This window comes from Facklamia sp. P13064, from assembly GCF_050409425.1.
Classification (GTDB): Bacteria; Bacillota; Bacilli; order Lactobacillales; family Aerococcaceae; genus Facklamia.
Genome location: NZ_JBNUPM010000001.1, coordinates 22,204 through 34,546 on the forward strand (window position 1 = coordinate 22,204; position 12,343 = coordinate 34,546).

General features: G+C 34.9%; 15 protein-coding genes. All 15 read right to left on the reverse strand.

Translation table 11 applies throughout. The features are described from left to right. Positions 1-9 precede the first annotated feature (9 nt). The 15 genes from ACQV2S_RS00120 to ACQV2S_RS00190 all read right to left on the reverse strand — a co-directional run bounded on the left by ACQV2S_RS00120 (position 10) and on the right by ACQV2S_RS00190 (position 12,340). Positions 10-636 carry a DUF4230 domain-containing protein gene (locus ACQV2S_RS00120; protein WP_428884785.1) on the reverse strand — a complete coding sequence of 209 codons (627 nt, stop codon included), beginning with the start codon at positions 634-636 and terminating at the stop codon, positions 10-12. A gap of 103 nt (positions 637-739) precedes the next feature. Further along, positions 740-1,801, reverse strand: coding sequence for a glucosaminidase domain-containing protein (locus ACQV2S_RS00125; protein WP_428884786.1), 1,062 nt, complete (start codon positions 1,799-1,801; stop codon positions 740-742). Beyond that, the gene (locus ACQV2S_RS00130; protein WP_428873674.1) at positions 1,798-2,028 is read right to left on the reverse strand and encodes a phage holin; all 231 of its coding nucleotides are present in this window, start codon (positions 2,026-2,028) and stop codon (positions 1,798-1,800) included. Before ACQV2S_RS00130 ends, ACQV2S_RS00125 begins: the two co-directional genes overlap by 4 nt. A gap of 22 nt (positions 2,029-2,050) precedes the next feature. Further along, the gene (locus ACQV2S_RS00135) at positions 2,051-2,275 is read right to left on the reverse strand and encodes a hypothetical protein (protein WP_428873673.1); all 225 of its coding nucleotides are present in this window, start codon (positions 2,273-2,275) and stop codon (positions 2,051-2,053) included. Between the two features lie 64 nt (positions 2,276-2,339). Then, a complete protein-coding gene (locus ACQV2S_RS00140; RefSeq protein ID WP_428873672.1) occupies positions 2,340-2,579 on the reverse strand; it encodes a DUF2922 domain-containing protein in 240 nt (79 codons plus the stop codon). 21 nt (positions 2,580-2,600) lie between these two features. After that, positions 2,601-2,804, reverse strand: coding sequence for a hypothetical protein (locus ACQV2S_RS00145; protein WP_428873671.1), 204 nt, complete (start codon positions 2,802-2,804; stop codon positions 2,601-2,603). Positions 2,805-2,870: 66 nt separating this feature from the next. Then, positions 2,871-3,428, reverse strand: coding sequence for a sigma-70 family RNA polymerase sigma factor (locus ACQV2S_RS00150; RefSeq protein ID WP_428873670.1), 558 nt, complete (start codon positions 3,426-3,428; stop codon positions 2,871-2,873). A gap of 87 nt (positions 3,429-3,515) precedes the next feature. Further along, positions 3,516-3,698: a hypothetical protein gene (locus ACQV2S_RS00155; protein WP_428875854.1), complete on the reverse strand. Its 183-nt coding sequence runs from the start codon at positions 3,696-3,698 to the stop codon at positions 3,516-3,518. A 514-nt stretch (positions 3,699-4,212) separates the two neighbouring features. Beyond that, entirely contained in the window at positions 4,213-5,154 is a 942-nt protein-coding gene (locus ACQV2S_RS00160) for an excalibur calcium-binding domain-containing protein (RefSeq protein ID WP_428884787.1), read from the reverse strand. A gap of 171 nt (positions 5,155-5,325) precedes the next feature. Further along, complete coding sequence (locus tag ACQV2S_RS00165) at positions 5,326-6,009, reverse strand: response regulator transcription factor (protein WP_428875856.1); 684 nt, start codon at positions 6,007-6,009, stop codon at positions 5,326-5,328. Beyond that, positions 6,009-7,409: a sensor histidine kinase gene (locus ACQV2S_RS00170; protein ID WP_428874752.1), complete on the reverse strand. Its 1,401-nt coding sequence runs from the start codon at positions 7,407-7,409 to the stop codon at positions 6,009-6,011. Before ACQV2S_RS00170 ends, ACQV2S_RS00165 begins: the two co-directional genes overlap by 1 nt. Before the next feature lie 41 nt (positions 7,410-7,450). Then, positions 7,451-8,902 (reverse strand): alanine/glycine:cation symporter family protein, encoded by a 1,452-nt coding sequence (locus ACQV2S_RS00175; protein WP_428873665.1) that lies wholly within the window; start codon positions 8,900-8,902, stop codon positions 7,451-7,453. 15 nt (positions 8,903-8,917) lie between these two features. Continuing rightward, a complete protein-coding gene (locus ACQV2S_RS00180) occupies positions 8,918-9,667 on the reverse strand; it encodes an alpha/beta hydrolase (protein WP_428873664.1) in 750 nt (249 codons plus the stop codon). 16 nt (positions 9,668-9,683) lie between these two features. Further along, positions 9,684-10,952, reverse strand: a complete 1,269-nt coding sequence (glyA, locus tag ACQV2S_RS00185) for a serine hydroxymethyltransferase (protein WP_428873663.1) — start codon at positions 10,950-10,952, stop codon at positions 9,684-9,686. A 185-nt stretch (positions 10,953-11,137) separates the two neighbouring features. After that, entirely contained in the window at positions 11,138-12,340 is a 1,203-nt protein-coding gene (locus ACQV2S_RS00190) for a M20 metallopeptidase family protein (RefSeq protein WP_428873662.1), read from the reverse strand. Positions 12,341-12,343 lie beyond the last annotated feature (3 nt).

Below are 12,343 nucleotides of genomic sequence, written 5' to 3' on the forward strand. Positions count from 1 at the left end.
CCTCGTTCTCTAGCTTGCCGTTTCAATTGTTAATTGAATTTCAGGATCAATTGTTTTCAGCATATCTGTTAGCAATTTTTCAATTTGGCTTTGTGAATAATTCTGTGCTTCCTTTAATAATCCCTTAGATAAAGCTTGCTTCTCCATTTCTTTTTTTAGGTCTGATTGAAGACTCACAACATCATCCACCTTAATTGGATTAAATAGCGAACCTTCTTCATCAATGATTTCGATTGAATCATCTTCTACTTCATGCGCTAAAATTTTCGCTTGTGGGACTTTAACCACTAGGTTTTCTTCATTAGAAATGACGTCAATCTTTCCTAACTCTACCCCTGTATGAATGATACCGGAATAGGTCATCATAAACTCTGATTCAGTAAAGGGAATTTCCCAAGACTTTATCGTTTTATGCTTTTCAAATTTTCCCATATTAGTGTAGTGATATTTCATAGTGGTTAATTCCTGTGAATCTTCTAAACGATTTTTGATTAATACTAATTCTTGATCCGTTACTTGATTAGATATGGAGTGAACAAAATGATTGAATCCGTACCAACCTATCCAAGCTACAAAAAAAAGGATGCCTACTAGTAGAAAGAAATAATTCAAGAATGTTTTAAGCGCTTGTTTCATCTATTCACCTCTTTTAAAGTTTGCCTATTTACTATCATAGCATAATCCATTCAGATAGTATCCGTCTTAAGGTGGAGAGAGGAAAAAAATGAGACTAATTCCATTAATCCGTTAGCTGAACAATTTGATAACGATAATCCCCCAAGTTGAATATTGCTTTCTTACTTGGATCGACTAAACAACTAAGCGGCAGCGCTAATTGCTGACGAAATTGCTCCATTTCTGCTCGATTATAACCGGGGCAAAGGGTATTGTTATTAACTTCCCAATGTCCTTTAACAGCAGAAGCGGGTATGTTTAAATCTTTCATGAGTTTACGCGTGAGCCAGTCTCTAGCTTTGATTTGTTGAGGCGAATAGTCTTCTTTGGCATTAGCTTCTACGGATAGATGGACACAGAAATGATTACAATTGGCTACCCCCCAAGTCATGCGTTCTAGGTCATAATTTTGGTAAATTCGTCCTTGACTATCGATATAAAAGTGATAGCCTCCACGATCCCATCCACGTTGCTTATGCCAAAAGACCTCGTGGTCTGAAATGTGACGATTTAAAGACCGTTTCACACCTGTATAGTGCCAGACAATGGTTGTGATAGCATCAAGAGTCCTGTCTTTTGCTTGTCCACCTAGAGCTTCTGACCGACGATCAATAATAAGAGGCTCATCCAATTGCTTATTTAATTCCTCCACCCTATTCACTGCTAGATTATAGCTCGTAAGATCATAGCAGTTGATAATTTCAATTAACTTATCACCATAATGGGGGTCACTGGCATAAATGCCTGTTAAAGCCCTGGCCTCTTCAAAGGAATCCTTTGCTTCGATTGCCGCTTTATAGGCCACATGCTGACGGTAAGGAGTAGAAGTGAAGAAAACAGCGTGGTCTTCAACGCCTTCTTCCAGACTCTTATAGGCGCGAAACTGTGAAACCACCATCTGGCCATTTGCTTCCAGTGAAGGATGGTCGACTACCTTACCCTGCCAGGGAGCAGATGCTTTAATACCAAAACCATTATTAGACTTTAGATAAAGTGGAGATCTCCCGCCATTTGACTCTAAGACAAATTGTGCCATCCGGGTCGCAACTGATATCGGACTTTGATATTTCTGAAAAAGTGGTGCTAAGCTAGCCATTCTTTGACTCATCCAAGCATCTTTTATCATATTAAGGCCCCCCAACCCTTAGGCGAGTTATCATTATGATGATAGTGATAAGAGGATATTTGTAAGATAGATCCTAAAAAGATAGTTAACAAATTAATCAGCCCCACCCATTGACCTCCTTGATTCAAGTGGTACAAGTCGGCCATTCCTTGTACAAAAACAGCCAAGGCTGGTAGAAAAATTAATACGAGCCATTTGCCTAAATCATAAAAACGATTAGATAACATTCTATCACCCTTTCTATTATTTTTATATCCATTGACGACTTTCTGCCGGCCACATAAAATAATCGTTTTGATCGACCTTTTGTTTAATCGTTTGTAGCTCTTGGTTAAACGCTTCTAGTTTGGCCTGCATCCAATCAATGCGTTCAATTAGATCATGCAAGGCAGTAATCAGGCCAATTAACTTAGAAATCAAGGTAATCACTGCAATAATCGCTCCAGCATAAGAACCCAAATCAATCAAATGCATGCACAATCTCCTTTTAGTAATAAGGAGCTGAGCAAACACTCAGCCCCTCTAAAATCATGCTTAACTAAGCTTCTTCATAGGCATAAACATCGGTAACGTTACGCTCAACATAGCGAGCGGCAACCGGAGTCACATACATATCTAAGCCCTGATCATCTTTGAATAAATCACAGTCAACTAGAGCCTGCATCACAGCTTCGGCAGTTTCTTTAGTAACTGAATCAGCTGGTTGATTAATCGTAATCTTACGCGTTTTACCCGCCGCATCTAAGAAAATCAATTCTAATACCATACTATCTTTCATCTTGCTTTCCCCTTTCCATCATTAAATAAAATTATAAGCATAAACAGCTTGAGCGGTATCGGTTGGATTAATGGTTAATTGATCGATTTGATCTTTAACCAACTGCACTTGATTGGGAGTAACCCCCTCAATCAAGCCTTGAATAGAGACATTAAAAGTCTTCTCCGTTGTCGGATTCATACCTTTAAGCGCTAAACGCCCTGATTTGTATTCTTTACTTTCCATTTTTCATTCCTCCTAGGTATTTATGTAAGCCGTACGATCTTACACCTTATACACACAATCAGATCATCAAAAACGGCAAGAAAAAGACAAGTTTTTAGATTTTTCTTTAAAGAGAGGACCGAGCTTAGCTGCAATACGCTTTTTATCATTGCGGAGGGTGCGCTCAGAAATGTTGCAGAGCTGGCAGATTTCACGATTGCGCCATTTTCCTTGTAAAATTAAATTGAAAATCTTACGCTCTCGTTCTTTTAGATGGTCTTTAACAGTTTGTTCCAATAAAAAGATTGATTCTTTTGAGCATTCTTCTCTCAGCTCTTCGATAAGATCTGATAAAATAACAGGATCTGTCGGGGTCACTTGATAAGTGGATTGGCGCAAACGATTGAGTAGAAACCATTTTAAACCCTTACCCGCATAAGCGATAAATTGATAGCGATGATCGATACAATTTAAGGGATCGCCTTCAAACTTTTGATAAAGCCTTATCAACTCTAACCGCATCTCTTGAAGATGGTCTTGATAATCGTTATGGTGGGTAGACAATTGGTAATGATGGAGCCAGTGATGGATGAGGGGGTCAAACATAATAATGACATTAGTTAATTCTTCAGATGATTTTTTCATTAGTCTTCCTCCTTGAATTTTGACATGAAAAAAACGGGCCGAAAGCTAAGGAATATCCTTACAATCTAGCCCGTCTAGCGGTTCTGCTTAATTCTTATTTTTATTTTTATTTTTATTTTTCTGAGTTACCTGCGCTTCTTGAATGGTTACACTATCGGATGGAAGAAATTGAATCTTGGTTTCAATTCCTTTGCTAACAATAACAACCGTTTTCTGTTTCAAATCGAGCTCACAGACTTTCTTGTTCCTCGAATTCCTTATTTCGAGCATCCGAATCCTCCTACTATATTCAATTGAGTCCATGTGATGACTCATAGTTTCTCATCACTTTATTCAAAACACAACTTATATGATAAATGGCTTATAACAAAACAAAATAGCAAATTAAAAGACAACTAAGCGATTCTTTTTCTTATAGCTATAGGTAGCAGGCTCCCCCTTCCTCAGATTTATTGTTAAATGTTGATCAACAATTTGAATTATACATATTTTTAAAGCCTTTGCAATACTCTTAAGTTTAAAATTTTTAATAATTGAAATTTTTATTTAAAAAAAGGCCTCTTTTCCTCACTCTAAGCCGATATCATACTCTTATTAAAATAAAAACATATATTTAAGATGATATAAGCAGAAGTGTGAAGAAAAGATAGTAGCTTTGACAATCGGTTGAAAGTTGACAAAATTTTAAAAAATTATAAAAAGTTGCTGACTAGAAAATAAAAGAGCCAATAGCTCGGATCGCTATCAGCTCTGAGGGGCAAGAGTCAAGATTTAGCGTTCAGCTTTACTCGCAACCAATACCATCATTATCTCGATCTAAGTGTGGACCATATCCAGGTTGTCCACGATAGACGGGAGCGGCTCCTGCTTGACGGGCAATGGTACAGTTCGCATAATAAACATTTTGCTCTGGGGCTGGTTCTGGTTCTGTATTAGTGTCAACAGGTTCTTTTGACACTACTGGCGCTGAAACTTCTTCCGTTTGATTAATGTATGAATTATTAGATTCTTGCGTTGGATGGGATGGGTTATTTTTGCTCGGTAATTCAAATAAAGCATTTGCTTTTTGAGTATTATCGGCTTGAGAAACAACGACTTGACCCGTTTGCGTATTTTTAATCACTTCAGGGAATTCGGCATTGGCTAGAAACTGATTGGAGTTATCCTCCCAAACATAATAACGATTTTTGGCAGCATAGTCTTGGGATTGAACAAGAACATCTAAGTATCCATTAGCCATTTCTGCTTCTTTTGTTTGGTCGAGTTGGATCACTGAGTAGCCTTCTGTTAAGAGAATTTCTTGCACTAATATGCCATCTAACCATAAGTTCGCCACATAATCTTCTTTTTTAACCGATTCATCTTGGAGATCTTCTTTTTCAACTTCAAATAATTCTAATTCGACCTTGTCAGCATCTTTCATCAATTCTTCTAAGCGCTCTTGAGCTTCTTGGGCATAGGCTTCATCTTTTTCTTCTTCTGGTGAGAGGATATGCAGTAAGTTAAACGTCATAAGCTTATCTTTATCACTCTTTAAGCTGGCTTTCATGGTATTGGCCGAAAGAACCTTATATTTGTCCACTTCTTCAAAGTTTGATTGGTCTTCTCTTTCAGCAAAGACCACATAGCCTAACTCTTCCTCATTGACTTCTGCACTTACCCACGTATTAAAGAAAAGGCCTGAAGTCAATAAGCCGACAGTGGCTGCTAGTAACCATTTTTTCATTGTATGCTCTCCCTTATAATTGATAGTTAATGTTAATAATTATAACATAAAAAAAGAGCTATTTTCTATATCAAAAGCGAAGAATTACGATAAAATACTTTAAGACAGAAATTTAAATAAAACTATAGATGAAAGCCTTCCTATAAAACAAAATTTTATAAGAAGGCTTATCTAAAGTGATTTACGATATGTTGAAGGAGTTATGTGATTGAGTTCTTTAAACTTACGATAAAATACAGTTTCTGACTGAAAACCAACCGAATGAGATATTTCGCTAATTGACATATTAGATTCTTGCAATAGATCCTTTGCCCTATTAATTCGTTGAGATGTAAGATAGTTCATTATAGTTTGATTTGTATGATTTTTAAATAAGCGACAGAGATTGCTAGCTTTCATAAAATAACGATTGGCTAAATCAGTTAAATTTAAATCAACTTGATAATAGTTTTTATTCAAATATAGTATTAAATCGTCGACAATTTCATTTCCATAAAGATTCATATTAAATACCCGATTTACAGCTGCAACAAATTTTTTCCGATCAATCGGTTTTAATAAAATGTCTTTAGCATTTAATCGCAAAGCTTCTTGAGCATATTCGAATTCATTATAAGCAGTGATTACAATGTATTGGAATTCAGGATAAGTCTCCATAACTTCTAAACCTGAATGATAGGGCATACGAATATCAACGAAAATGAGATCAAAATTTGCATCTTCTAACAATTTCAATGCATGTCTACCATCGCATATATATGCATCCACACTCATAGGTAATTTTTCCATCTCGATAATTTTACTAATAATATGATATACAGATTCTTCATCATCAATTATTGCTACAGAAAGCATTACATTACCACTTCTTTCGGAAAGCGAATAGTCATTTGAGTAAATTCTGGATTGGATTGTAACGACATAGTAAAATTTTTTTGAAAATTATTATAGAATTTCTGATATACCAAAGATAATCCATTATCAGTACCTATCGCTAAATTAGAATTAATATTTCTTACGCCGTTCATATCTAGTGTATTTCCATTATTTTGCACGATTAATTCAATTTTTTCTTTATTTATTAAATGTATAACCAAATTAATAATTTTTCGTCCATCATAATTTATAAAACCATGTGAAAAAGCATTCTCTACAATAGGTTGTAAGCAGTTTATTGGAATTCCATTTTGTAAAACAGTATCATCAACTTCAATATTAAATTCAAAATTAGGATATCTTGATTTTTGAAGCTGAATATAAGCGTTTAAATACTCAAGTTCTTGACGAATTGAAATTAACATACCGGAATTATCTGATGTGTATCGTACCATATCAGCAAAGAGAACAATCAAATCATACAAACGGACATTGTCTTCTTTGATCGCTAAGTTAGCCATGTAATTTAAGGTGTTGAACATAAAATGGTTATTAATTTTTAAAGAAGAACTTTTTTCTTTTTCAAAATTTAATTGTTGAGCCATTGTTTTAATAATATTTCTCTTATTTTCTAACTGATGTATACTATCATTTAATTTCTTTTTTACAGAATGATGGATTGCGTAGCTTTCAATACTATCTATTAAACTGTTAAAAAAATTAAAGATACTCTTTTTTGTTGAGGTTGGCATTTCATCTATCAATAAACTTTCTGAATTAAAAATTATAATCCCCAGCACTTCATCATGAAAAAAAATCGGAAAAAGAAAATACTGCTTAAAAGTTGTTGATTGACCTGGCGATAAATTTATACTGTCTATTAATTGAAAAATAGAAGTTAAATCGTCGTATTTGATGGGTTTATTACTACAATATTTGATATCCTTAACACCATTGATAATACAATAATCTAATATAACTTGATCCTTCATTTCAATAATAATACTTTCAATAGCCTCACCTAATAAATCTTTCGAAATAGATGTGGATTGTTCTTTTGTATGATTAATATAGTTATTATTCGATAAACGAGGAATCGAAACCACCAAATCAACTAAAGGTTCATCCATATTATTAGTTGTCGAATGAATTGAATTATATGGAAATAATAGATAATCACCAGCTTTTAATTGAAAAGTTTGGTCATTTACTTGATAAGCGCCTTCTCCACTTATAACATAGATAAATTGTTCGTTTTCATAATGGATATGTGGTTTTTGATATGTATGTGGGTTGATTGAAGAAATACCAATATTGATATTATGGTGTAATCCATCCAGCCATTGTACTTTCCCCCAATAGAATTCTTCAATTTCCAATAAATCACCTACCCTCAACTTCTATTATGATTAACTAACTTTTAATTCTTGGCATTTTGCCAGAGTTCTGCACCTGAATGAATACCAACTGATCGAGGATCAAATGTTGGATTTTGAATACCTCTATTCAATTGTTCTGTATAGTCATTAAGGATTTTAACACCTTTGTGACCGATAAATATTAGAGCAATAATATTGGTCCAAGCCATTAAACCATTTCCAATATCAGCTAATGCCCATATTGTATCAGATACTACTAAAGTTCCGCCAAAAACTGCTCCTAAAAAAACAACTTTTAAGATAGTATAACCTGTCTTATTATCACCTATAATATAAGATAAACTACTCTCTGCATAAAGATAGAAAGCCGTTAAAGCAACAAATGCAAAAACTAAAATAGCTAAAGCTATAAATATATTACCAAAATTAGGAATAGGAACAACTGATTGAATAGCATTAGCTACAAAAGGATTACCATATTCTAACCCTTTGACCCCTTCAAAAACTATTTCTTTCTGGTCATTAATAACATTATAACTTCCTGTCATAAGAATCATAAAAGTAGTTGTTGTACAGACAAAAAGCGTTCCAATATATACACTCATACCACCTAAAAGTCCTTGTTGAGCGGGATGAGAAACTTGTGAAGTCGCAGAAGTGATTGCGGAAGTACCGATACCAATTTCATTCGCATGAACACCCCTTCTAATTCCCCATTGAAGAGCACTACCTAACATCGCTCCAAAGACTGCATCTTGACCAAATGCTGAACTAAAGATTAGACTTAACGTTTCACCCAATTTATCAATATTCATTATTATGACAATAATTGACATGATCACATATAACAAACCAGCTACTGGAGAAATTTTTTGACTTGTTCTTCCGATACGTTTTAAGCCTCCAAAAATCACAATGCCTAAAATTAATGTAAAAATAGTGGATAATAGTATAACTGGTAAGTTCATGGCCGAATGTAAACCTTGAACAATATAATAAGATTGTACGCCTGACATCAACACAGTTAATGAGACAGTAGTTATGATTGAATAGAGAATAGCAAAAACGCGACCTACTTTTCGGTTTGAAAACCCTTCAGCCATATAATTGGCAGGACCACTTTTATACTCATTATTAATGACTTTTTTATAAGTTTGAGCTAATGTTCCTTCAATAATAGCAATACTAGATCCAAAAATTGCTAATACCCATAACCAGAAAATAGCTCCGGGACCACCAAAGTAGATACCAGCCGCCATTCCAGCAATATTACCAACGCCCACTGTACGAGCAGCAGTAAAAATAAAAGATTGAATGGGAGAAAGACCTTGTTCCGACTCTCCACGCTCTTTTAGTAATCGCAACATTTCCTTAAATTGAGTAAATTGTGGAAACTTCATAACGATTGAAAAATATAAACTAGCTAATAAAATCATGAAAATTATTGGTAAGCCCCATATCTTACCAGCAATATCATTTAATATTCCAGACATTATTCTCAACTCCTTTTAAATTTCATTGAGGTATTCAATTGTTTTAGCGAAAAGATCTTCTTGAAGAATGATATCATCGTATGTATGTCCCGCATTTTCTACGATATGAATTTTTCCATCTTTGGCAAAATGATAATACAACCATCCATTAATAGGTAAAACATCTTGATCGTGCGAACCATGGATGACACGAATAGGAATATTTAATTTTTTAACTATTTCTAAAGGATGTATCTGATCGATATTTTCAAAGAATTTCGGACTGACTTCATCTCCTTCAATAGATATATAATTACCTTGCATTCCGGCTTGAAAACGTTCTGAACCTAATAGATGTTGAAAATTCCACAGCGGATCAGATACTGGTGACCAAAGTACTAGACCATCTGGATCAATCTCATTACTGAGTAGGGTAGCAGTTGTCCCGCCCATACTGTAACCTAAGAGAATGATTTTTTCCCAGCTATATGACTCTTCTAAAATTTCAAATACTTTGAGATAATCCTTAATTTGATCTTCGATTATCATATAGTCTTCATTTCCCTCACTGTCTCCGGATCCAATGCAATCCGTTCGACAAACAGTATACCCCAACTGAGTTAATTGCTGTGTTAATTTAGGTAACATCCGGTGAGGTGTAATCTTGTGCCCCACAAAACCGTGACAAAAAAAGATTAATGTTTTATTATCAATCGATACTTCTGGAAAGTGAATGATTGACACAAGTTCTAGTCCTCTGCTTTTAATTACCTTTGCTTCTAACATATGCGACTCCTTTCAATTATTTCCCGACTATGTATTCAATCTCTTCTTTAGAATATAAAGGGAATTGATTGACTAATTCTCTTACTTGTTTTTTTAATGATTCAAAAGATTTTTCATTTATTAAACATTCAGCCGTTTTATTCATAAGTTCAGCTATGAATAACATCTCATCTTCTTTCATACCACGCTGAGTTGTTGCCATTGTTCCTATTCGAATTCCGCTTGTTTCATTTGGACCTAAAGGATCTGAAGGAATTTGATTTTTATTTACAGTAATTCCAATCTTATTTAAAGCTTCATCCATTTGCTTTCCAGTAATATTTTTTTGTCGTAAATCAACTAAGAGCAGATGCGTATCTGAACCATTTGCAACAAGACGGAAACCTTTATTCTCCAAAGCTTTAGCCAAAGTTTTAGAGTTCTTCACAACTTGTTGCATAAGGGTTTGATACTCTTGACTTTGACAATGCTTGAACAACCAACATTTTGCTGCCATGGTTGTTAAATGCATTGATCCCAAAGCAGCAGGAAATACACCATGATCAATTTTTTTAGCATGTTCTTTTTTGCATAATATGATTCCAGATCGCGGTCCTGAAAAGGTTTTAGTGGTTGAAGCGGTAATAAAATCAGCATATGGTACAGGTGAAGGAATCACCTTAGCTGCAATTAAACCAATAATATGTGCAGCATCAACCATCAAATAAGCATTTACTTTATCAGCAATAGCTCTAAATTTTTCATAATCTAATAAACGGGGATAAGCCGATCCACCAGCGATAATTAACTTTGGCTGATGCCGAACGGCTAACCTTTCAAGTTCGGAATAATCTACTTGCTCATTTTCATTATTAAGAGGATAGTGAACAAAATTATAAAATTTATTCATAAAATTAGCTTTTGATCCATGAGATAAGTGACCGCCTTGATCTAGCTTCATTGATAAAACCGTATCTCCTGGTTCAAGAACAGCCGCATAAACAGAATAGTTAGCAGTTGTTCCAGAATAAGGTTGAATATTCACATGTTCACATTTAAAGAGTTCTTTTGCACGTTCAATGGCTTCTATTTCTAGTACATCGGCACATTGCGCTCCTTGTTGATAACGTTTACCAGGATAACCTTCAAGTGTCTTATTGGTGAATATAGAACCCGATAATTCCATTATCTCAATAGGAACAGTGCTTTCTGACGCGATCATTTCAATATTTTTCTCTTGTCTTTTTAACTCATCAATAACGATTTCATAAAGTTTAGGATCTGATACTTTCGTCTTATTTAACATATAAAACCCTCCTTATTTCTTCGTAAGCGCTTACTAATTATGTTTATTTTAAGAAAAATTATTTCAAAATTCAATCAACTAAATTATCTATTTTATGCTAAAAATTATCATTTATATATTAAAATTATAATAATAAAAAATTGTTAATACAAAAAACCGGTGAAAAATCACCGGTTTTAATCATTCTATTGTAAATAATCAAGGGTTGCTAAAATAAAGGCCTTAAAGGCTAAGATGAGCTTGCTTTCATCGATATCGAATTTAGAAGAATGGTGACCATGGAACTGGCCTTCAATCTCTCTTGGGTTGGCTAAAAATAAGAAAGTTGCTGGAAGCTCTTTACCATAATAGGCAAAGTCCTCAGCCCCCATTAAGGCCTCTGCTGATGGAATAATGTAATCATCGCCTAGTCCTGCTTGTAAAGCTTTAACAGTATCTAAAGTAGAGGCTTGATCGTTTACTAAGACGGGGTATTTATACTCATAAGACAGGTCAATTTTTACATCATAAGCGACTTCCAAACCTTTGGTAATCTTATTCATTCGCTGATGAACAAATGCTCTCAAATCATCATTTAAAGTCCTTACGGTGCCTTCAATGAAGACTTGATCAGGGATAATATTTTGATTAAAGCCCCCTTCAATATGGGTCACAGAAACGACTACTGGATCACTGGCTTTAATATTCCGACTCTTAATGGTTTGAAAGGCCATTATCAATTCAGCAGCCACTGTAATCGGATCTTTGGAAGATTCAGGATAACCGGCATGAAAGCCAAAGCCTTTGATTATAATCTGAAAACGATCCATCGAGGCCATCATAGGACCAACACGATAAGAAATATGACCCGGAGCAATTGCTTTATCTAAATGACCGATATGAAAACCTAATACCCGTGTTACATCCGGATTTTTAAGGACACCTTCTTGAATCATTGGCTCTGCCCCTCCGGGGTATTCTTCACCGGGTTGGAAGATTAGTTTAACCTTACCTCCAAATAAATGACGGTGATGGGATAAAAAGTCAGCGACGGCTAGAAGCGTAGCCGTATGTCCATCATGGCCACAAGCATGCATATTACCGTTTCTCGAAGCAAAAGACAAGCCCGTTTCCTCTTGGATGGGTAAACCATCCATATCGGCTCGAAGTCCCATTACTCGATCATTTGGACTCCCTTCTTTGCTTCCTTCTATGACGACAGCCAAGCCATTTCCGTTGACATAATGGTCTTCAACCGAAAGACCCATTCCTATGAGTTGACTGCGAACATAATCCACTGTCTTAGGCAAATCTAAGCCTAACTCAGGAATCTGATGTAAATCACGTCTCCATTGAATGATTTTTTTTTCGTATTGATCATTTCTTTCAAATAGTTCTTTGCTTGGCATTAA

What these genes read in the sequence shown, in the direction of transcription:
- ACQV2S_RS00160 (WP_428884787.1), bottom strand. Translation starts at nt 5,154, where the DNA reads ATGAAAAAATGGTTACTAGCAGCCACTGTCGGCTTATTGACTTCAGGC.
- ACQV2S_RS00150 (WP_428873670.1), bottom strand. Translation starts at nt 3,428, where the DNA reads ATGAAAAAATCATCTGAAGAATTAACTAATGTCATTATTATGTTTGAC.
- ACQV2S_RS00130 (WP_428873674.1), bottom strand. Translation starts at nt 2,028, where the DNA reads ATGTTATCTAATCGTTTTTATGATTTAGGCAAATGGCTCGTATTAATT.
- ACQV2S_RS00180 (WP_428873664.1), bottom strand. Translation starts at nt 9,667, where the DNA reads ATGTTAGAAGCAAAGGTAATTAAAAGCAGAGGACTAGAACTTGTGTCA.
- ACQV2S_RS00155 (WP_428875854.1), bottom strand. Translation starts at nt 3,698, where the DNA reads ATGCTCGAAATAAGGAATTCGAGGAACAAGAAAGTCTGTGAGCTCGAT.
- ACQV2S_RS00120 (WP_428884785.1), bottom strand. Translation starts at nt 636, where the DNA reads ATGAAACAAGCGCTTAAAACATTCTTGAATTATTTCTTTCTACTAGTA.
- ACQV2S_RS00165 (WP_428875856.1), bottom strand. Translation starts at nt 6,009, where the DNA reads ATGCTTTCTGTAGCAATAATTGATGATGAAGAATCTGTATATCATATT.
- glyA (WP_428873663.1), bottom strand. Translation starts at nt 10,952, where the DNA reads ATGTTAAATAAGACGAAAGTATCAGATCCTAAACTTTATGAAATCGTT.
- ACQV2S_RS00175 (WP_428873665.1), bottom strand. Translation starts at nt 8,902, where the DNA reads ATGTCTGGAATATTAAATGATATTGCTGGTAAGATATGGGGCTTACCA.
- ACQV2S_RS00140 (WP_428873672.1), bottom strand. Translation starts at nt 2,579, where the DNA reads ATGAAAGATAGTATGGTATTAGAATTGATTTTCTTAGATGCGGCGGGT.
- ACQV2S_RS00125 (WP_428884786.1), bottom strand. Translation starts at nt 1,801, where the DNA reads ATGATAAAAGATGCTTGGATGAGTCAAAGAATGGCTAGCTTAGCACCA.
- ACQV2S_RS00145 (WP_428873671.1), bottom strand. Translation starts at nt 2,804, where the DNA reads ATGGAAAGTAAAGAATACAAATCAGGGCGTTTAGCGCTTAAAGGTATG.
- ACQV2S_RS00135 (WP_428873673.1), bottom strand. Translation starts at nt 2,275, where the DNA reads ATGCATTTGATTGATTTGGGTTCTTATGCTGGAGCGATTATTGCAGTG.
- ACQV2S_RS00190 (WP_428873662.1), bottom strand. Translation starts at nt 12,340, where the DNA reads ATGCCAAGCAAAGAACTATTTGAAAGAAATGATCAATACGAAAAAAAA.